Below are 20,550 nucleotides of genomic sequence, written 5' to 3' on the forward strand. Positions count from 1 at the left end.
AAAAGAAACGAACCAAAGAAAAGGGCACCACCAAATAAAACGCGCGCTTTTATCTCCTTTCGCACAGGTCCTCCTGAATTTTATTCAGGAAAACGCTCCGATAAAAGCACCCACCGCACATCGCCACGCATTTGGTGGACGCCCACGCGCTAAATTGCTGAAAACGAATTAATCTTTGCTAGCTACTATTTCTCTGAACACCCCTGGTTCGGTGTTCGATATTCCAATAAGCTCAAGGTCTTCAGACTGGCATGAACAGACCGATAACAAGTATTTGACAATGCTGTCAACCGGTCGAAAATCGAAACCAATTATTACACGTTTCGTAACAATCCGACAACAGTGTTCTTTACAAGTATGGGGATGTTCTGGCTTCGACGGGTGGTTTGTGCAGTAGGTGGCCGTGTCCGACCTCTTGGTATGTCGGTAAAAACTACTAAGAACCTAATAACTGCTAACGATTACTCGTTCGCGATGGCACGCGTAGCATAAGCTACCCCTGTCCATCTGTCTGCAGATAATGATCGCTCATTGTCCTATCTCAGGCATCAACTTTAGATGAGCTTAGCCCCAATGGCGCCGACTGAACCGGCGGGGCGAAATCTTCTCAGTCTTAGCGTAGTCCTGGCTTTGTCAACCGGCCAACGGATTACGTGAAATTCAAATGGTTGACTACGCACGTAGAGGCTTGCGTGTACTTCCATTCGGACCCGGGTTCGACTCCCGGCATCTCCACTTTTTAAAACCGTAAGTTGTTATTATATAACGGCTTACGGTTTTTTTATTCTACGCTGACTTGATTGCTCCTCAACCACCCGTTTTTTTCTTCGCTGCGGCTGGTTTTCTTTTTGCTGTTGTCTTTGAAATGCTCTGAATTGGCTCTTCACAGAATATCGACAGCTCACACGCCACTTTGACCGCATCGTGCGCAGAATTGCCGAGGTAGAGGGCGGCCAGTGCGTAGTCCATGCCGGCGCCGATCGCTTCGTACGTCACCACTTCCTGGATAAACCATCCGGCAACGGAATACACCTTCCCTTCAAAGCCGATGATATAGTGGTTCGTGATGTCAGACTTGCTGACTTTGGTCTTTTTCCAGTTCGCAAACTCCGACATGAACTCGAGCAAGTCTTGCTCGTTGGCTGCTGCCGGCTGCCGCGTTTTGCAATACATTTGCAGGAGCGATGCTTCCTCTGCACTCCCCACACTGCCGATGGCAAGTCCGTTTATCTCGAATAGCTTTGAAAACTTGGTATTCTCTCCTTTGCTCTGCGTGGCCCAGCGCACGGTGATGGAATCTGAAGCAATTTCGTACCCATCTGGAAGAATCCTGCATGCAACAACGCTCATTGGTCAGATCTCATTTTATGATAGGAATGGCTTAAAGATACAAAACGGATCTGAATGCCCCGAAACACAGCAGAAAATTGAGCGGCTTTGTCCACATGCCCCAATAACAAAAAAGGCCCCGACGGCAATCTGCCGGGGCCTTTTTTTGATCAGCTATGCGGACCACAGTTATGGAAGCACTACAGAATCAATCACGTGGATGATGCCGTTGCGTGCAGCAATATCAACACCTACGATGCCGGCTGAACCACCGTTTGCATCGATCAATGCTACGTTGTCAGCATCAACCTTGAGGGTACCACCCTGTGCAGCTGTCAGCGACTCAGAACCGAGTACGATGCTGGCAACTTTGCGGCCAGGCACAACGTGGTAGAGCAGGATGTTGGACAATGCGTCTTTGTCAAGGTCACCAACGTTATGAGGATTCAAACCAAGCTCGGCAAAAGCAGCATCCGTTGGGGCAAATACGGTGAAAATTGTTCTGCCAGAAACAGCACCGACCAGATCAGTTGCTGCGAGTGCAGCAAGAAGCGTCTCAAATTCGCCATTGGCATCAACCTGGGCAACAACGATTTCAGCGATGGTCAGGTTTTTGGTTGCTGGATTCGGGGGTGTAAATCTTCCTTGTTCTGCTACGGGAGCTTCAGAGTCAACACTGATAGGATCAGAACATCCAACGAGGAAAAGGAAAGCAAAGGCAAGTACAGAAAAACGGTAAATCATTATACTGGAAAGGTATTTAGGTTATAGATAATCCAACATCAGAACCCCAGTGCAGGATTACATTGGACGAACACATTAGGAGTGGTCAGCGGGAAGATGCTCTGCCATCTTCATTTGCCGGCCTTGCAGAGAAGTGTATGTTATAACAACAGCTTAAATACACGATAGCTTTTTTCTGTGACTACCCAACACCAAAAATAATTCAACCAAACACGCGGCCCCACCTGAATCGTTTAGTATGTTATGTTTAGGCGATTTAAATGCTTTAGCCTATTAAAAATCAGACCCGTAGCCGCGCAATACTGATGATTTGTCTTTTACCGGTTTCTACCACATCGCAATAAACAGGCGCTGTGGTAATTTTTTTTCGTTACTAATCGACTTTTTTTGCCCAAGCAACCATGCAAAACAAATATTTTTACCAGTGAAATGAATTTAGCACACGGTTCAAGGCAAACAAAAAACATGCAACCTTAAACCAGCAACCTTAAACCCAATAGTGGACTCCAAAGTATCCACTATTGCCCCCGGTCCGTGACGGCTTCCAACGTTTCAATAAAGTCTTTAAGGATGTGTGAGGTGTGGAAATTTTCCCATATAACGATCTGTCGATCACGCTGCGCGTCCACCCATTCTCCATTCAAAAGCATCGGCGCCGGCATCTCCACGCGGTCAGCCCACGCAGGGTTCTTCAGCAAGGCAAGGGCTGCCATGTCAAACAAGGCGCGGTTTTCATATCCCATCTTTTCAAACAACTCAACAGCGTAATCCCCAAAGTTGTCAAATGTACCGCCATGCCGGCCCGTAATCGGATTGTCAATGCGTGGACCGAGGCCCGGGAGCTTCTCGTTTACTTCCCGCTCATTCAGGATAACAGCGGCAGTACCCGAGTACATATCATATCGCACCAGCGCCATTTCAAAAGGCGCCTCGGAAAACACAACCGGATTAACCGACGAGGTATCATTCACGAGGTTGTATTCGCCAGGCGCCGGCCAATTGGAGCCTAGCCACAAAATTTTGACGCGCGCTGCAATCGACGGGTCTTTTGCCAACGCTAACGCAATGTTGGTCAACTTACCAATAGGCGCCAGCACAAGCGGCCGCTCATCCGCTGCATGGGCGCGTTCGATGATGAAGTCGACCGCCTCATGCCCGTCAAAATCTGGCTGGTTGATGTCGGGCAAAATTTCTCCGTACGTTGCAGATGCCCCTTTGAATAACGGTACATTCGGGCGCTGGGCCAGCGTCAATATGCGCGCTGCTTCTTCGTAATGCGCATGGATATCACCTCCGTTATACGTTCGGTTTACGGTAATGCCTTCAAGATCAAATACGTCGCTGTTGTGCAACACGTAGGTCAACGCATACTGGTCATCTAACTCATTGTTGGCATCGGTATCAATGAGCAATCGAACTGGCGCTACAACTGCTGCTTCGCCGGCCGTATCAGGCATAGGTACAGAGGGTTCTGAACAGCCTGCAATAAGCAAACAGGAGAGGGTCAAAATCGTGATTTGCTGTGCCGGCACGCGCGTCATCATGGTTCCTAACAAGGGTTAATTTGAGTGATACAGCAGCTTAACCATTTCTGCGCCTGTCCGCAACTGAATCATATTGCAGGCAGTTTAAATGTGCGGTTTTTTGGCAGTTCATCACCTATATTACCTGACGCTAAAGTTATGCTAGCAACCGGGCCTTGTTGTTCTGTCCACCCTACCCAAGCCACCGCCAGTGAAGTATTTACGCTCTCTTTTCATTTTGCTGGTTCATGGGCTTATTATTTGCGCCAGTGCGCAGGCGCAAGTGCCTCCCCAGCCCTCCCTGCTGAGCGGATTTGTCAGCGATGATACGGATGGCCAGGCGATTGAACTCGCCAACGTGGTGTTAATGCAAGAGGGCACGGTTATTACCGGCGCGGTGACCAACCAGGACGGTATCTATGTGCTGCGGCGTATCGAACCGGGGACCTACACCCTCATCGTCTCGTTCATTGGCTATGAGCAATACTCGGTTACCCTATCCCTTGACGACGGCAGAAACAACCGACACAACGTGCGCCTCCAGCCAGATGCCGCGCAGATGGACGAAGTGTTGGTGCAATCTGAACGACTTGGCGGCGCGGCACGCATCACAGCCGGCCAACAAACCATTCGGGCAGAAGACCTCGAATTAATCCCCTCACCCGACGTCACCCCTGACCTCCTGAACTATCTCACCACACTGCCCGGTATTGTTTCGCTGGGTGACCGGGGTGGCCAACTGTTTGTCAGGGGAGGCGAGCCCACACAGAATCTGGTACAGATCGACCGCATGCTGGTCTACCAGCCGTTTCATGTGCTCGGGTTCTACTCCGCTTTCCCGGGAGACATCCTCAGCAAAAGTGACATTTATGCCGGCGGATTCGGAAGCCGATTTGGTGGCCGTATTTCATCTGTGCTCGATATACTCACGCGCAATGGTAACAACCGTTCGCTGGCCGGCGCTGTGGGCATTTCTCCTTTTGTGAGCTCCATCCGATTGGAAGGTCCCCTTATTCCCCGCCGTGTATCTTTGCTTGCCTCTTTGCGCGAATCAGTGATTGAGCAAGGCGCAGGGCAATACATTGATGCACCAATGCCTTTCGAGTTTGGCGATATGTTTGGCAAGCTGCACGTAGAGGTAAGCAGCAAAAGCCGCTTCTCGATTAGCTACTTGCGTACCCACGACCGTGGCATATTAAACGAAGAATTTGAAGACAGTGTAGTCCCTGAAGAAGTACGCTGGAAAAATGAAGCTTACGGCCTGCGCTGGGTTGTCCTTCCCCGCTTCATCTCAGCAACCACAGAATTTAACCTTTCACATTCCCGCCTCGATACGCAGCAAGGCCCCTCCGGCCTGCCCTCGCGCCGCTCTGCCATTAACAGCACCCACATTGGTATCGACGTCTCCTTTCAAGGCGTCAGGGTAGATGGACATGCCGGGGTTTCGATCCGGATTAATTCGCTCGACAGCCAGCTCGATGGCGTTTTCCAGAACATCGAACTCAAACGGGTGAGCCTGGACGAGGCCGCGCAGTACGTTGCCCTCAACTTCAAATGGCCGGGCGGCCTAAACATTCAGCCCGGCATTCGCGTGCAGTTTTACCAGGTTGATATCGACCCCCGGTTAGAGCCGCGCTTGCGCATTGTGTGGAACCGGGGCCGGCACCAGTTGAGCGGCGCAGCCGGCATTTACAACCAGGAAATTGTCGGCGTCACGGATCGCCGCGACGCAGCCAGCGTGTTCACCGCATGGACCAGCATCCCGCAGCCCACCCAGCGCAACCTCAACAGGGACATACGCGCCGGCCGTTTACCCAGTGCGTTTCATGCCATTGCCGGCTACCGCTTCACCCCAAGCGACCAGTTTGAGTTGTCGCTGGAAGGATTCCACAAAGACATCACCAACCTGTTTGTGCCAGAGTGGACAGCTTTCCCGCAATTCACGTCAAACGTCCAGCCAGCCACAGGCCAATCACAAGGATTTGATTTTCGTGCAGAATGGCGGCATCCGTCCTTCTATGCGGCTATTAATTACGGTTATTCCAATACACGCTACCGGGCTGAGCAATTCCAGTTGGCATTATGGTACGGCGAAGAGCGACTGCGCTATCGTCCACCGCATGACCGGCGACATCAAATGAATATGATCGCCCACTGGGAGCTTTGGGGAATGGACATGAATGTCAAATGGGAGATGGGATCTGGCTTGCCGTTCAACCGTGCCCTGGGCTTCGACGCTTTTATTCTTGTGGATGATCTGATCGACGTGCGGGAAATACCGGGTGCCCAGCGTGTGATTTATGAGCGGCCATATAATGGGCTATTGCCGGCGTACCACAGACTCGATGCCTCTGTCTCGAAATCCTGGCAACTGAGCCGCGCCAAACTTACGCTCCAGGGCAGTGTGATCAACATCTACAACAGACGCAACCTGTTCTACCTTGATATCTTCACCCTTAATCGGGTTGACCAGTTACCTATTGTGCCGACCCTCGGATTACAGGTGTCATTCGAATGAAAAGGAAACAACATACCCTCAGCATACTGGCCAGTTTGTGCATGGCTGTCTTGTTGTGCACCGGATGTGAGGAAGACGTGGTTGGTGTACTTGGCACAGAGCGCCCGTTTTCCATGTATGGCGTATTTACACCTGGCCCGGACACCCAGTGGGTCAGGGTTTTTTCTATCGAAAACCAACTTCAGCTTACGCCACCAGAGCCGCTTGATGCCACATTTACATCCACCAACCTGACAACAGGAGAAAGCCACGTCTGGCGAGATTCTGTAACCCAGGACGAGCGTGGCTTTTACGCCCACCTGTTTTGGGCCCCTTTTGCTGTCAATTATGGCGAAACCCATCGTATTGAAATTGCCCGGCTCTCAGATGGGCAGGTGAGTTCTGCACAGGTTGAAATCCCTATACAATCTGAACTTGTTGAGCTTGAACCAGAAATTGCTTTTCGAGATGTGATCCAGCCTGTGTTGGTTGAAGGCGCAACGGCCCGGCTCATCCAGATAGAACTCTCCTACAAGTTAATCAATGCCCCAAGTGCAGATGCCGTTTCTCCGGAAGTGTTTCTGAATTACGATGGCCGGCAGCGCATGACTCCCGACGGTTGGGTTGTTGATGTTTTATTATCTGAAGACATTCAGGTCCTGCGCGAAGAGCTGGCTAAAACAGGTAACTGGTTTCCCTCTTTTGGCGTTGGTGTTACCAGCATGACGTTGAAGATGATGGTGGTAGATGACGCATGGAATCCACCAAATGGTGAATTTGACCCCTCTGTACTGGTGCAACCGGGGACGCTATCGAATGTCGAAAATGGTTTTGGCTTTATTGGCGCCGGCTACCGCATTGACACCACCTGGCGTCCACCACCCGATGCCCTTGAGCAAGCCGGCTTCCGACCCGCTGATGATGGCGATGACGAAGAAGAAGAGGAAGGAGATCCGCTGGGCTAACTTTGATTGCCAGGCTCCTCGGGGTCATAAAAGGCTTTGTCCAGATCTTCGAGATACCGGCGTGCCCGCAAGAACCGGTTGTCATATTTCAGCGCCGTTGTAAAACACTGCCGGGCCTGCACAATCCGTCCAAACGTAGCATAGGCCACGCCAAGGTTTAGCCACAATTGCGCCTCATCGGGTTGCTGCCGCAACAGGCTTTTATATATTTCGATACTCTCCTCTACTTCCCCACTGGCCATTTGGATGATTGCGCGGCGATGTCCACGCAACAGCGTCGAATCCTGATACGAGCTTTCCATATAGTCTGGCGCCAGGGCGTAGGCAATCCGGTCAGCACGGTCGGCATCTGTGGTATTGCCGGCGCGGCGCAAGGCATAGCTAAACCGCAGCCACAACATCAAGTGCTGCGGATTTGACTCAGCCATCATCTGCCAGTGATCCAGCTCTGTTTGCGTGGTCTGCAGCGATTCCGCCTTGGCCAGATAGGTTGCGGCTTTTGCCTCATCGTTGATGCGCTGGTAAGCCTGCCCCAGGTTGTAGTGCCCCCAATAGTGCCATGGACTTGCGTCGACAAACGGCTGCAGGAGCGTCACGGCTTCTTCTGCTTCCCCGTTGGCATTCAAAAGCGCCCCCAATGCAAATTTGTAATTTTGATTTTCTGGCTCTAATGCAAGGCCTTTTCGGGTGTAGTCGATTGCCTGCGTGAAGTCTCCCTGCTCCCCGAGCAGTTGGCCGAGTCGCATAAAAACTGTGGCACGCGAGTCATCCAGGGCTATGGCACGCTCAAATGCCATCCGTGCGCTGTCTGGTTCACCCAAATCCTGGTACGCACGGCCCATCTGTAGAAAGACAGACGCAGATGGATAGGCGGAAGCTTCTCTGTTGTACATGGCGAGGGCCGGCTTTAGAGCTCCTTTTCTGATCGCCAGGTTGCCCCGATTGAGCCAGGCACCTTGCAAGTCATCTTCGAGGGCCAGCGCCTCGATATATGATGAATCAGCCAGATCGAAACGGGCGAGCTCAGTGTAGATTCTGCCGCGCATAAAATATACCGCTGCAAGGTCGGGGGCTTCAGCACTTGCACTGTCGGTAAAGGCAAGCGCTATGTTGAATGCTTCTTCCTCAAACGCTGCCTGCGCCTGCGCCAGGAAAAAGGCTGCCGCTGCATCTACTTCTTGTGGCTCAGCGTCCTTCTTACAGCCTGTAATGAAGAACAAGGCAAGTCCTACAAGGCAAACCGAATAATATTTCTGACCCAATGCCATCATCTTATTGTATTTCATTTTCAAGCAAAACTGCTGACTGTTGCCCCTGCGTCCATTGCGCGTACAATCCTAACCTGTCGCCGGCGGGGCCAAAACCAATGTTGGAACCCAGTAAAATATCGGTATCGCCATCACCATCCGTATCGCCCGTATCCATAACCAACCATCTACCCAAACCCGCATTTTCAAACGTATGCGCGTTGTATGCATACGGTCCGTTTTGCAGGAGCAATACAAACCCGCCATCTGCGTCGTCCACATAATCGGGGAAATAGGATATCGCGGCAATATCAATACGCCCATCCTGATTAAAATCAGCGGCCTGTGCAGCAAACGCCCCATACATGGGATAAAAGTATGCTTCTTCAAAAGAGGTTGATGAAACTGCTTCAAAAATACGGATGCCGTGGTAATTTTTCAGGATGGGAGAGGTATCTGCGTTGTCACCGTTTGTGTAGAGTAAATCTTGCAGGCCATCTCCATTAAAATCTTCCAGCAGAAGCGAAGTAGAGCCGTAGACCGCCGGAAATTCCAGTACACGCTGCGCTTCAAACTGCCCATCTCCCCTGTTGAAAAGTATGTCGACCCCTTCATTCCCCTGGGCTGTCAGTGCCACAATATCGAGTTGATTGTCGCCATCAAAATCGTGAAGCTGCGCAGCGATAGTACCCGGCCCCTGTTTCAATACATGGCGATCGAAAGTCGAGGGATCGCGCTGTGTGTACAAGGAGAGCGCGCCGGCGTAGTGGCCGTACTCACAAATGACGAGGTCGTTAAGGCCATTGCCATCCAGGTCACCCAATTGAAAATCAACCGGGCGCTGTAGTCCATTAATGAGCAACTGCGGTCCTTGCGCAGGATCATCTACCACGTAGACTGCTCCACGGGTAGAGACCGTGGGTTCAGGCCCGGCACCAACAATAAGGATATAGAGGCGGCGGCCATCAATATGTGTGGCAACGGGTGCCCCCGGTAGTGCAAAGTTGAATTGCAATTCCCCGGCAGCGTTAAGCAACACGAGCGAACTATTGGCTGCATAGTTGCCAACAAGGTATGCCTGATAGCCGTCCTGAATTTGAACGAGCGTTGTCAGCGGTGTACTAAAAGAAACGGCTGGCGTCTGAACCCGAAACCCGGGCAAGGCGCCGGCAGGTGGTTGTCGGTCTATTGCCGGCAACGCTTTGGGTGCTGCTTCAGCATAGTACGAATGAATGGCTGCCCATTGGTCAGATGAAAGCTGTGCAGTGCGGGGAAAATACGGGTCAGGATCGAGGTTGTATTTCAGGAAAGGCGCGATGAGGCTGTCGCGTTCACCTGCCCCATAGATCCCAAGTCGATAGCCCATAACAGGCAGGGTGTGTGTGGCCCACGTTTCCCTGTCTAGCAGATCGGGGGAAGGAAAGGGGTGACACCCGCTGCAATATTGCTGCGCCAGTTGCGCGCCGGCTTCTGGCTGTTGCGGCGCCTCACAACTGGATCCGAGCAGCAGCAAGACTACACCAAAAGTCCACGCAAGGGGTAACTTCTTGCCTGTATGCAGCAGCGGCCAACTCATGGACTTACAATTTCCTCAACCTCAACATCCTGGACGATGCGGAATTCGCGATTGGTCAGCACCTTGTCAAATTGTTGACGTGCACCGCCAGGCCAATAGACAACCAGCGAGTCTATGACGGCCGGCGCAGATCCGAAGCCCCACGTGGCTACTTGTTCGTGTTGCGCCATGAAGCTGGAGCCCCCTCGAATCCAGCGTTCTTGCGCTGCACCGCCATGATAAGCCACCAGCTTTGTCCCGAGACCACTGCGGTTGGCAGCGGTACCTTGCACACTTACGCGCAACCACGCGCGCTCCGTCTCCTGATCATTCCGCCACAAATGGGCTTTGCCGCCATTTTCGGTAATCAGAATATCAAGATCGCCATCACGGTCAATGTCGGCATACGCCGCGCCACGTCCGACGAGCGGTGCATCCAAAACGCCGCCAATTTCTGGTGCAGCATCAGCAAACTTCCCAGCCCCATCATTGAGAAAAAGGTGGGGTGGCTGCGCGTACGTGATGCCGTCCTGGGTTACAGCAATCTCTTCCTGCACATGGCCGTTGGCTGCAAAAAGGTCCAGGTCGCCATCCAAATCAGGGTCAAACAGAAACAGGCCGAAGGTGAGGGTCATCAGGCTGGGCCGGCCAATTTGCGAGGCGGCTGCGCGATCCACAAATAAATCGCCGCCAACGTGTCCAAACACGGCAATCATTTCTTTCGAAAAATTGCCCACAAATACGCTGTGCCGGCCCGATGTATCAATCACACCCGTATCGATACCCATGCCGGCGCGGGCGCGGCCATTCTCATCGTACGCCAATCCGCTCAAGGCACCCAGCTCTACAAACGTGCCATCTCCGTTGTTTTTGTAGAGCAGATCAGGCTGGGTATCACTCGCTACCACGAGGTCTGGCCAGTGGTCTCCATTGTAATCAAAAACTGCAGCCCCAAGCATTTTGCCCGGTGATGGCAAGAAGCCGGCAGCCTCGGTTTGATCTGTGAACGTACCATCACCGTTGTTATGCAAAAAACGGCTGGGAAGGCCCGTATACAATTCGGGGGTGCAGTAACTTTTCACGGTGCCGTCGAGGGTACAGAAAATATCTTTTTCAGGTGACCAGTCGACATAGTTGCCAACGTACAAGTCCAGCCAACCATCGAGGTCTGCATCAAAAAACACGGGTGTTGTGCTCCAGGTTGCGCCGGCTTGCGCATTGGCTGCAACCGATACATCTACAAACACGCCGGCCCGGTTTTCCAGTAAGTAGTTGGGGCCCAGGGTGGTGAAATAAATATCGTCATCGCCATCATTGTCATAGTCCCCTATGGTAAGGCCATATCCATACGCTTCGATTCCTTCAAGGCCGGCTTCTGCCGTGGCATCTTCGAACGTGGCATCGCCGAGGTTTTTGTACAGCCAGAGCGCAGGTACCGATGTGTCCGTTTCGTTATCCCACTGGCCTCCCCCAACAAGCAGGATATCTTGCCAGCCATCATCGTTGTAATCGATAAAAGCCGCGCCGGCGCCCATCGCCTCGGGGAAGTACTTATCGCCAGTCGCACCCGTTTCATGTTGAAACGAATCCAGGCCGGCTGTGCCTGTTATATCAACATAAGAAAAGGCAATCCCCGTTTCGTTGACAGGAGCCGGCTGCTCTGCAGGTTGCTTGCCACAACATGCAAGCAGCAATATCGCTGACAAGAAAAGGGTACGGATAGAAGCACGAACTTGAGCCATAATGTCAGGGAGCAAACTATATCCGTCTTGTTAACGCAGCCGGGCAAGGTATGCCTTGGCCTGTGCATTTTCCGGGTCGAGGGTGACGGCCCGTTCCCAGGCTGCCTGGGCGTCTTGCATCTGGCCGGCCATGGCATGCACGATGCCAAGGTTTACCCATAACCCTGTAAACGAAGGATCTTGCTGTAAAATGTGTTGATACGCCTGAATGGTGCCAAGGGTATCTCCCTGCAACAGCATCAGGTTCGCCATATTCGTCTGTATTTCCAGGTTAGCCGGATCCAGGTGGCGGGCAATTTTATAGGCGCGCATGGCGTCTTCGTAGCGCCCCACCAACCGCAAGGCAGACCCCAGTGCGGCGTGCGGCAGCGACTCATCGGTGGCGGCCCGCGCGGAGTTCAGCAATTGCATAATATTGGCATCTTTGGCCCGCAGATCTTCTGCCTCATCTATTAACAATTGTCCAGATTCGGTATCGCCGAGCCGCACAAGGGTTTGGCCCAGTTTGTAATGCGAAGCATGATGCCAGGGCCAATGCTCCGTAACGGCTTGCAAATGGGGCAAAGCCTCGGCATTATGGCCATTGGTGGCCAGCAAAGAGGCCATCAGGTACCGGTAGTCCCAATCATCAGGGGTATAGCTTGCAGCGTACGTTGCATGCGTCAGTGCTGCTGGAAATTTGCCTTCGTCTTCGAGCAAGAGGGCGAGGTTGAAATGTGCCGGCCCGTACGTACTATCCAGTTGTATTGCGCTTTCAAAAGCAACGCGCGCACTGTCGACTTTCCCAAGTTCTACATAGGCACGACCTATGCCTCGCCACGGCATGGGTGCATTGTGCGCAGCCAGCTCCTTTCTATAGTTGATGATGGCATCTTCAAACTGGTTGATCCGGAAATCGTTGTTGCCCAAGTTATGCCAAACACCCCGATAGGCAGGATCGCGTTCGAGTGTCGTCGTGTAAGCAACTGCTGCTTTTTCATAATCGCCCAGTTCGGAATAGATACGCCCCCGCAAAAAGGCCGCATCGGGAAGCTCGGGTGTGTACCGTTCAGCACTATCTGCGAAGACGAGTGCAATCTCAAATTCGTGCTGTTCAAGCGCTGCAGTCCCTTGCTGGAGTAACGCTTGGGAACGCGGGTCGACAAATCGCTCATCCGAGGTGCTATCGGCCGCATCTTTGCACCCCAAAAGGACAAAAAGCAACACGCAAAACAGCATGGGTTTGCAAAAACTTGCAGCAATAGTCCTCATTCGAACCATATCAGGAGCCCGGTAATCTATCGATGCTCTGGCGGGCTTCGGGGTGGTCGGGATTGTGCCTGAGCGTTTGCTCCCAGGCCTCCTGGGCTTTGCCATATGCACCTTGCATCGCATACACAACGCCCAGATTGTACCAGCCATCAGCAAAGTCAGGGGCAGTTGCCAGTATAGCCTCCAGCTTGCGGGTTGCGCCAAGGGTATCGCCACGCACAAGCGCCAGGTTGGCGAGGTCATTTTTTATGGTCAGATCATCAGGCTGGAGGGCTTCAGCAACGGACAAAGGCTGTACTGCATCCTCAACCCGTCCGGCCTGAATCAGGAGACGGCCCAGGTTAATCCAACGTTCATGCTGGTCAGGATAGGTCTGCGATTCAAACCGTGCTTTCTCGATCCGGTCATTTAACACCTGCAAGGTGTCAGCAAGTTGTAGCTGCAATTTACCGGCGTCCTCTTCACCGAGTTCAACCAATGCCAGGCCAAGGCTATATCTTGCGGAAGCAAGCCAGGGTTTTAGCTGTATTGACCGTTGAAGCAGCGGCACCGCCTCTTTGGGAGCACCAAGCGTGTGTTTAAGGGCCCCGAGGATGTAATTATAATCAGGATCAACAGGTACAAGGTCCAGCGCTCGGGTAGCGTGAGGCACAGCAGCTTCCGGTTGGCCGGTATCTTTGAGCGACTGACTCAGGTCTGCGTATGCATCAGCATTCAGGCTGTCGTAAGCAATGGCCTGTTCAAATGCAGCGATAGCAAGATCGTCTTCAGCCAATTGCCGTTGCGCGCGTCCTTTTTGCAGCGCCAACCGGCTCATGGTTTCACCGTACCGCACGGCGTAAGACGTACCATACTTTTCGTATTGCGCCTCAGTAGCAGTCATTTCTTTGTCGTAGCGCGATATGGCTTCAGAATACTGCCGGCGCAGAAACGCTATGTTGCCCAGATTAAACCAGGCGGAGGGGTAATCAGGTTGTAATTCAAGGGTCTTTGCATAAGCAGCTTCTGCCGCATCGGTATCGCGGCGCTGGAGCATAATCTGCCCACGCAAGAAATACGCATCTGCTGATGCAGGTTGCGTAACCAGCACACTGTCTGTTAAGGCCAGCGCGAGGGCAAAGTGTCCATCAGCAAGCACGAGGCGTGCATCATCCAACAAATCAACAAGTTGGGAGTCTGCCGCTGCCGGCTCCTGTTCAGTAGCCTGACACCCAAAAAGGCCAATACAGACCACAATCCACAACATTGTCCTGAACGAACAAATTCCCATAGCAGAATAACACGGTACAAGTGGGAGGTACATCGGGCCATCTGAACATTTTACCGGTTGGTGGTACCTGGAAATCAGATGGGTCATAAATATAACAAAAACAGAGGACAAGACGCAGTTCAAAAACGACGAACTATCTCAAATTGCCCTGTCCCCTCTTGAATCAGAACATGACTATCCACAGGGAGTTCGGTCAGCGATTCGCGGATGCCGGACGGCCAGGTAATCAACAGCGAATCTATTGCAGCGGTTGTGCCCAGGCCAAAGGTCAGCTGCTGTTCAGACGCAGAAAGATAACTGCCACCCGATTTGACCTGCCGCGCGAACCTTTTTACGCCGGCAACCAAAGTCACCTCCGCCCCAATGGCGCTGGTATTTGAAGTAGTGCCGCGCAAGGATACCCGCAATACATGTCCGCTACGCCGTGATTCATTCTCCCAGAGGTATACTGGTCCATTGTTGGTTGTAACCAGTACATCCAGGTCGCCGTCGTTATCATAGTCAGCATACGCAGCCCCACGACCAACAATGGCAGGCTCCAGGGCTGACCCTTTACCAGGTGAGACCAGTTCAAAGTTGCCTTTCCCGTCATTGGTAAACAACTGCGGCGGCTGTGCAAACGTTATCCCCTCTTGTAGCACTGCGACACCTTCATGCACATGTCCGTTTATCGCCAACAGATCCAGATCCCCGTCCAACTCTACGTCCAGCAGAGACAATCCAAAAGTCAAGGGTAGCAAACTTGGCCGCCCGATACCGGAGGCTATAGCAGCATCTCGAAAACGGTTATTCCCTCGATACTGGAACACACTGATCATCTCTTTGGAAAAGTTACCTATCAGGATGGCCGGCTGACCAGACCCAACAATATCTCCGACATCAACGCCCATGCCGGCACTTGCCTTGCCTGTGCCGGTGAGGGCAACGCCGCTAATCAGTCCTTTTTCTACAAACGTACCATCTCCCTGGTTTTCGAAGAGCAGGTCTCGTGCAGTGTCGTTCGTAACCACGATATCCGTTGCACCATCCGCGTTGTAATCCAGCATAGCCATGCCCAGCGTCTTACCGGGATGGCCGGCAAAACCGGCAAGGGTATCTGCCCGGCTAAATGTGCCGTCTCCCCTGTTCTGGTAAAACTGTAGTCCCACACCCTGATACAGTTCGGGTGTGCAATACTCCTTGTCAGTGGTTGTTAGCGTGCAGTTGCGGTCTTGCTCGGGTGACCAGTCCACATAGTTGCCGGCCAGTATGTCGAGCCAGCCATCGTTGTTGGCATCTATCATCAAGACAGCGGTACTCCACGCCCCGGTGGTATCCAGTTTTTCGGCAGCAAACCGGCCAGCTTCATTGCGAAAAAGCAGGTTTTGCGTAAGGGTTGTGAGTACAAAATCCTCATCGCGGTCGTTATCCACGTCCCCCACAGCGACGCCAAACCCGAAAGCACGCTGCGCAGCCAATCCGGATGTTGTGGTATAGTCGCTAAAGGTGCCATCCCTTTCGTTTCGGTAAAGGGACACGGCCGGCACGTTGTTGTTTTGCCAGGTAGCGCCTCCTACCAGCAGTATATCTTGCCATCCGTCGCCATCAAAATCAATGAACCCACCGCCGGCGCCCATAATTTCAGGAAACCACTTATTGCCCGCAGCACCCGAGGTATGTTGGAATGTATCGAGGCCGGCCGAATGTGTTGCGTCCACGAAAACAGGAGTGGTTGGGGCATCATCTTCCGAAGATACACAGCCGGCCAGGCAACAAACGTACAGCGGTATACACCAACGCAAGACACGGTTCTGCCACTTGAACTTCAGAGACATCGGGTTACAGCAAAATGGTAGATGTAGGGGTTGGCCGTAAAATATGCATAAAATAAAAACGGCAGACCAGAAGGCCTGCCGTTTTTTTGACTTACCAGTCTTTCCTACTAGAAGGAGAGATTCAAGCCGATCCGGTTGATGTTACCAAGGATACCAAAATCGGTATAAGAGTAGTTGGCACTAAAGCCAAGTCCACCCAGATCACGCTGGAGTCCTACACCAAGGTTGATACCTTCTTCGTCTGTTGGGAAGGCATATCCGGCACGGAGTGCGAGCGTATTTGCAAGGATATACTCGCCACCAATGTTCAGGTGCTCGTAGAAATCACGCGGACGCTCAGCATCAATGGACAGCACGAAGGAGTGCATGTCTGTATTGTAATCGGTGAGGTCGAGCATGTCCATAGAGACACCAATCGTAAACGTAAGCGGCAATTCAAAAGCTTCTTGCTCGTAGGTAACTTCACTAGAGAAGTTACGCGCACTCATGGCGAAGTTTAGGCTTCTGAAACCCGTGTTGTACAATACGCCGAAGTCAACAGCAACTGTACTCTGGCTGTTGCCTTGTGTCTCTGTAGCCGAGATGGTGCTCTCGGTCAGGTCCTGGTATACGTACTTGATGTTAGCACCAACCGCAAACCGATCACTCAGTGACTTCGCGTAGCTGAAACCAGCAGATAATGCAGACGGGCTGTAATTACCGGTATCGATAAAACCAGCTTCATTCTCAGCGCGAATGGTACCGAGGAATTGGCCATAGTCTACAGCCATAACAAAAGCACCGAAGACACCAAAGGCGCCACCAGCAGGGGCGAAAGCAACACCACCGTAATTGTAGGTGATATCAGCAAACCACTGGGTCTGACCGAGTGAAACACTCAGGGGACTTTGCAGCTTGGCGAGGCCGGCCGGGTTGTAGAACATGGCTGACGCATAGCCTTCAACAGCAGTAACAGCACTACCCTGTCCAGCTGCGCGCGCATCTACCGACATCTGGAGAAACTTCATCCCGGTCTGGGCGCGTTTTTCCAGGTCCTCTTCTGGAATCTGCTGCGCCTGGCCCATCACAGAGACCGCGCAAAACAGGCTCATGAGACCAAGCAGCGTCGATCGATAAACTAAATTTTTCATAATACACCAATTTTCTTTGTTGATAGCAACGCATGAAGCGTGCGGCTCCCGACAAAGGCCGGGAGCCGGCTATTGCTATCGAATAATTGTGAACTTGCGGGTAACCTTCTCGCCGGTCTCGTTGTCCGTAATTACGGCGACATAGATTTCGCTGGCTACAGGCTGCAATGAATCTGTTTGCGCGTTCCATTCCTGGTCACCACTGCCATCATCATGAATGATCTCAGTGATCAACTCACCCATTTCGGTGAAGATTTTGATGGTACAGTTTCCAGGGATATCAAAGAACTGCAACTGGTTTTCATTGCTAAACAGCAAGCTCGCTTCGGTGTTGATGTTGTACGGGTTTGGTACAACGCGCGCGGACTCGATGGTAGCGCCAGGTGGTCTTTTCAATACAGCAGGTTCATACGTTTGCGCCCAGTAACGATTGCTCTTCAAGGCAGCTCCCGTTGGTGTATCACCAGTCGCATCCATATTCACATCACCTACAGCCTGGAGGTAATAGTAGTAGTTAATACCACGGATTACCTCGCTGTCTTCAAATGATGCGGTACTGGCCGGGAAGTCAGCTACTTTGCGGTAAACTGTTGGCCAGTCTTCATAAGCTTCGCCAGTAAGCGGGTCGAGCGGCAGGCCGTCAAAACGGTTTTGTGCGCGCCAGAGCTCCCAGCCTCCTGCAGGAGACTCTCCAGGATAAGACTCCCACTCAATGAAGATACGGTCGGTACCAGAGGTAACCGAGAACCGTGCAGGTGGCATTGGACCTTTCGGTGCATTCCAGCCAGACTCATAGTTAGCGATGATGCGGTTGAACGTCTGGAACATTGTGTCTTTTGCAGACAACGCCCATTGGTTCTTGGTCATGCGTTCAGCGCCGGTAAACAGGGTATTGTAATCATATGCAGCGTCGCTGATGACACCGTCACCATTGGCATCAAATTCAAAGGTTGCACTTTCGTCGCCCTGGGCGCGTTTGTACGCCTGCCCAACGGCCACAGCAGCCTGATCGCTGATACCACCAATACCTTCACCCATGATGATGCGAACATCTTCGCCAGGGCCGAGGGTATACGGGCCAAAACCTTCACCAAAGGCAAAGCCGTCACCGCCTCTACCGAGTGTAGGATCACCGAGTGGTGTATCAAATGCACCTGCAGGCTCTACAAGGTCAGCATGGTGCGGATACACGCGGCCTTCTGTGATGAGTTCATACTCAAACTCCATTTTGGCCAGATCGGTGTGTTCGTTCAAGTGTGTACGCTCATCACCAGTCCAGATGTAGTTCATCGTGCTTGGCTGATCTGGATCATCAGATTCATCTGTAGCAGATGCATCAGCGTGCAGGATAATGCGTCCGAGCATATGGGCAGCACCGAGGCGACCTGTACTGTCAGCGTCTACGGTTAGCCAGTTGCCGGCATCCCAAAGCGGACCACCAAGTGCGGTACGGCCACTAAGTGAGGGTACATGACCAAGCCAGGAGTACTGTGCGCGGTAATCCACGTCATAGTCTTCGTGGCCATCACCAACCGTATCATTCATGGTCCATTTGCCCCAACCCTGGGCATTGTTCTGGATCCAGCCGGCACTCCGGTTTGGCGCGTAACGGTTCTGCCAGTAGAAGTAAACGCCTTCGAGCGTCTGATCGGGTAGCTCGATGGTAGCATCGTTGTCTGTGTTACCGGTATTGGTAAAGACAAACTCCAGAATGTGGTAGTTGTCATGATGCTCCTGGCTAAACTGGCTGGCCCAGCGTTCCTGCGTGATGCCGAGGACGTTGGCATTACGCGAGTACACGGTCCGGTCAAAGGCCATGGTCGGATCAACTTCTTCGTTTACCACAGGACGGTTAAACGTTTCAAATCCGTCTACTTCAACAATAGGCGGTTCAAAACGGCTAATCATGGTAAACTCTTCTGCAAACACTTCACCAAGGCCCGTAATACGAGGGCCAACGTGTGCAATTTTCACAGGCCAGTTGGTGCCGGCCTCATCTGTAAAGTCTGTTGCTGCAACCCACAGGGCGTAACCACGCACGTTGCCGTGCTCGTTTCGGATACCAGGCCAGTGGATATTATGGCCCTGGTAGTCTTCGTTGTGGCTACCCGCTTCCGTGTAGTACTTGTGCATTTCGCCAACTGATAGCCATTTCAGCTCCCACTGCGCAAGTGCGTCAGTAGGTGCAAAAAATGCCAGTATCAATCCAACAAGCAACGCATAGCGTACGGATGGGATACACCGATAGCTGGTGGTCTTTTTCATGATATATCGGAAAATTGAATAAACACAATCGGCAAAGAGGGTATGGGACTCCCGTGAAGGCCGGCCAAAACAGGCCGGCCTACCGGGAAATGCCGATCAAAAATGGTGGAGTGACCTTAGAACGTGAAGCGCACGCCAAAGTACACATTACGTGGGTTCAGGAAGCGGAAGGAGTCTACAACAGGATTGTAGATATAAGCCTTGTCATCCAGCACCTGACTTACTTTACCCTCGTCGGCAACGACGAAGTCACTACCGTTATACTGGTAGTACGTACCGCCACCTTCGCCATCGCGAATGAAGTAAAGTGCACGTGTATTGGCGTTAGTTACGCGATCGAGGCTTGGAAAAGGCTCGATAGGCACATATTCAACGCCATCATCACGGAAGTCACCCGGGCGGTCATCGCCTACGATGAGGTAGCTAGGCAATTCGCTATCTTCGATGCCACTGAAGGTGTCGCGTGAATGGTGGAGCGACTCCATGTAACGCTCGAAGTTGAAGCTAAGCGCCATGGCACCATGGCGTTGCAGACGCTTTAGGTTCAACACGTTGTTGATGTCTGCAAACACCTGGGCGCGACCATTGCCAATAGCAAAGTTTTTGCTGACACGCAGGTCGAGATTCCAGTAATCGCGCCACTGCATGTTGTCGCGGATACCCACGATCTCAGCACCACCACCACCAGCATAGGTGAAGATGTCACCAGAACGCCATTCTCCGAGGAAGCTCAGGCGCCAGTCAGCAAGCGGACGGAAACTACCAGTCTGCGGACCAAAGTCGGTCGGCGTCAGGAATTCCACGTTTGCACGAGCAAATGGCTCAGGCTGTGGGCGGAAGAGTGTGTTTCTTGCATTCTCTTCAAAGCGGCTCTGCTCTACACGGTTTTCAAGCTGCTGTCCGTAGGCAAAGTTGCCTTCTTTACGCACCAGGAAGGTGTAGTTCAGGAAACCCCGTACCCAGCGGCCACGGTTTTTAGTCAGTGTGACTTCGAAACCGCGGTTGTCTTCGTAGTTGTACGGGAAGGCGATGTCGTAGTCAACCAGGTTGTCAATACTGCGGTAGTTGATGCTACGTGGCTGGTTTGAAACATCACGATAGAAGCCGGCAAGACGCACGAGGAACTGATCAAACAGGTTGTGCTCATAACCAATTTCGTATGCCACTGTTTTGGGCATCGGATGGTTCGGGTTGCCAATGGCCGCCGTCTGCGAGAAG

The 20,550-nt window shown here is 52.3% G+C and carries 14 protein-coding genes and 1 other RNA gene; 3 read left to right on the plus strand and 12 right to left on the minus strand.

Annotated features, from left to right (window positions below; all coding sequences use genetic code 11):
• Positions 1-359: 359 nt before the first annotated feature.
• Positions 360-738: a transfer-messenger RNA gene (gene ssrA / locus AAF564_16985) on the plus strand.
• Between the two features lie 69 nt (positions 739-807).
• Here ssrA and AAF564_16990 read toward each other — a convergent pair.
• The 3 genes from AAF564_16990 to AAF564_17000 all read right to left on the minus strand — a co-directional run bounded on the left by AAF564_16990 (position 808) and on the right by AAF564_17000 (position 3,617).
• On the minus strand, positions 808-1,350 hold the full coding sequence (locus AAF564_16990) for a hypothetical protein (protein ID MEM8487251.1): 543 nt from the start codon (positions 1,348-1,350) through the stop codon (positions 808-810).
• A 168-nt stretch (positions 1,351-1,518) separates the two neighbouring features.
• Positions 1,519-2,073, minus strand: coding sequence for a fasciclin domain-containing protein (locus AAF564_16995; GenBank protein ID MEM8487252.1), 555 nt, complete (start codon positions 2,071-2,073; stop codon positions 1,519-1,521).
• A 518-nt stretch (positions 2,074-2,591) separates the two neighbouring features.
• A complete protein-coding gene (locus AAF564_17000) occupies positions 2,592-3,617 on the minus strand; it encodes a nucleoside hydrolase (GenBank protein ID MEM8487253.1) in 1,026 nt (341 codons plus the stop codon).
• A gap of 190 nt (positions 3,618-3,807) precedes the next feature.
• Between AAF564_17000 and AAF564_17005 the strand changes: the two genes are divergently transcribed.
• Entirely contained in the window at positions 3,808-6,114 is a 2,307-nt protein-coding gene (locus tag AAF564_17005) for a TonB-dependent receptor (GenBank protein ID MEM8487254.1), read from the plus strand.
• A complete protein-coding gene (locus tag AAF564_17010; GenBank protein ID MEM8487255.1) occupies positions 6,111-7,058 on the plus strand; it encodes a hypothetical protein in 948 nt (315 codons plus the stop codon). The genes AAF564_17005 and AAF564_17010 overlap by 4 nt, the downstream gene beginning before the upstream one ends.
• Here the strand turns inward: AAF564_17010 and AAF564_17015 are convergent.
• The 9 genes from AAF564_17015 to AAF564_17055 all read right to left on the minus strand — a co-directional run.
• Positions 7,055-8,344 carry a tetratricopeptide repeat protein gene (locus AAF564_17015; protein ID MEM8487256.1) on the minus strand — a complete coding sequence of 430 codons (1,290 nt, stop codon included), beginning with the start codon at positions 8,342-8,344 and terminating at the stop codon, positions 7,055-7,057. The genes AAF564_17010 and AAF564_17015 overlap by 4 nt on opposite strands.
• Entirely contained in the window at positions 8,331-9,881 is a 1,551-nt protein-coding gene (locus AAF564_17020) for a VCBS repeat-containing protein (GenBank protein MEM8487257.1), read from the minus strand. The genes AAF564_17015 and AAF564_17020 overlap by 14 nt, the downstream gene beginning before the upstream one ends.
• Positions 9,878-11,602 carry a CRTAC1 family protein gene (locus AAF564_17025; GenBank protein ID MEM8487258.1) on the minus strand — a complete coding sequence of 575 codons (1,725 nt, stop codon included), beginning with the start codon at positions 11,600-11,602 and terminating at the stop codon, positions 9,878-9,880. The genes AAF564_17020 and AAF564_17025 overlap by 4 nt, the downstream gene beginning before the upstream one ends.
• 30 nt (positions 11,603-11,632) lie before the next feature.
• A complete protein-coding gene (locus AAF564_17030; GenBank protein ID MEM8487259.1) occupies positions 11,633-12,820 on the minus strand; it encodes a tetratricopeptide repeat protein in 1,188 nt (395 codons plus the stop codon).
• Between the two features lie 43 nt (positions 12,821-12,863).
• Positions 12,864-14,099, minus strand: coding sequence for a tetratricopeptide repeat protein (locus tag AAF564_17035; protein MEM8487260.1), 1,236 nt, complete (start codon positions 14,097-14,099; stop codon positions 12,864-12,866).
• 143 nt (positions 14,100-14,242) lie between these two features.
• The gene (locus AAF564_17040; protein ID MEM8487261.1) at positions 14,243-15,820 is read right to left on the minus strand and encodes a CRTAC1 family protein; all 1,578 of its coding nucleotides are present in this window, start codon (positions 15,818-15,820) and stop codon (positions 14,243-14,245) included.
• Between the two features lie 224 nt (positions 15,821-16,044).
• Complete coding sequence (locus tag AAF564_17045) at positions 16,045-17,067, minus strand: PorV/PorQ family protein (GenBank protein MEM8487262.1); 1,023 nt, start codon at positions 17,065-17,067, stop codon at positions 16,045-16,047.
• A gap of 75 nt (positions 17,068-17,142) precedes the next feature.
• Positions 17,143-19,332 carry a hypothetical protein gene (locus tag AAF564_17050; GenBank protein ID MEM8487263.1) on the minus strand — a complete coding sequence of 730 codons (2,190 nt, stop codon included), beginning with the start codon at positions 19,330-19,332 and terminating at the stop codon, positions 17,143-17,145.
• A gap of 116 nt (positions 19,333-19,448) precedes the next feature.
• The coding region (locus AAF564_17055) for a hypothetical protein (GenBank protein MEM8487264.1) at positions 19,449-20,550 on the minus strand (1,102 nt) is incomplete at its 5' end.

It is taken from the genome of Bacteroidota bacterium (assembly GCA_039111535.1).
GTDB lineage: Bacteria > Bacteroidota > Rhodothermia > Rhodothermales > JAHQVL01 > JBCCIM01.

Bases quoted from the DNA above. Each gene is read 5' to 3' on its own strand.
- AAF564_16990 (MEM8487251.1), bottom strand. From the start codon at position 1,350: ATGAGCGTTGTTGCATGCAGGATTCTTCCAGATGGGTACGAAATTGCT.
- AAF564_16995 (MEM8487252.1), bottom strand. From the start codon at position 2,073: ATGATTTACCGTTTTTCTGTACTTGCCTTTGCTTTCCTTTTCCTCGTT.
- AAF564_17000 (MEM8487253.1), bottom strand. From the start codon at position 3,617: ATGATGACGCGCGTGCCGGCACAGCAAATCACGATTTTGACCCTCTCC.
- AAF564_17010 (MEM8487255.1), top strand. From the start codon at position 6,111: ATGAAAAGGAAACAACATACCCTCAGCATACTGGCCAGTTTGTGCATG.
- AAF564_17015 (MEM8487256.1), bottom strand. From the start codon at position 8,344: ATGAAATACAATAAGATGATGGCATTGGGTCAGAAATATTATTCGGTT.
- AAF564_17020 (MEM8487257.1), bottom strand. From the start codon at position 9,881: ATGAGTTGGCCGCTGCTGCATACAGGCAAGAAGTTACCCCTTGCGTGG.
- AAF564_17025 (MEM8487258.1), bottom strand. From the start codon at position 11,602: ATGGCTCAAGTTCGTGCTTCTATCCGTACCCTTTTCTTGTCAGCGATA.
- AAF564_17030 (MEM8487259.1), bottom strand. From the start codon at position 12,820: ATGCTGTTTTGCGTGTTGCTTTTTGTCCTTTTGGGGTGCAAAGATGCG.
- AAF564_17035 (MEM8487260.1), bottom strand. From the start codon at position 14,099: ATGTTGTGGATTGTGGTCTGTATTGGCCTTTTTGGGTGTCAGGCTACT.
- AAF564_17045 (MEM8487262.1), bottom strand. From the start codon at position 17,067: ATGAAAAATTTAGTTTATCGATCGACGCTGCTTGGTCTCATGAGCCTG.
- AAF564_17050 (MEM8487263.1), bottom strand. From the start codon at position 19,332: ATGAAAAAGACCACCAGCTATCGGTGTATCCCATCCGTACGCTATGCG.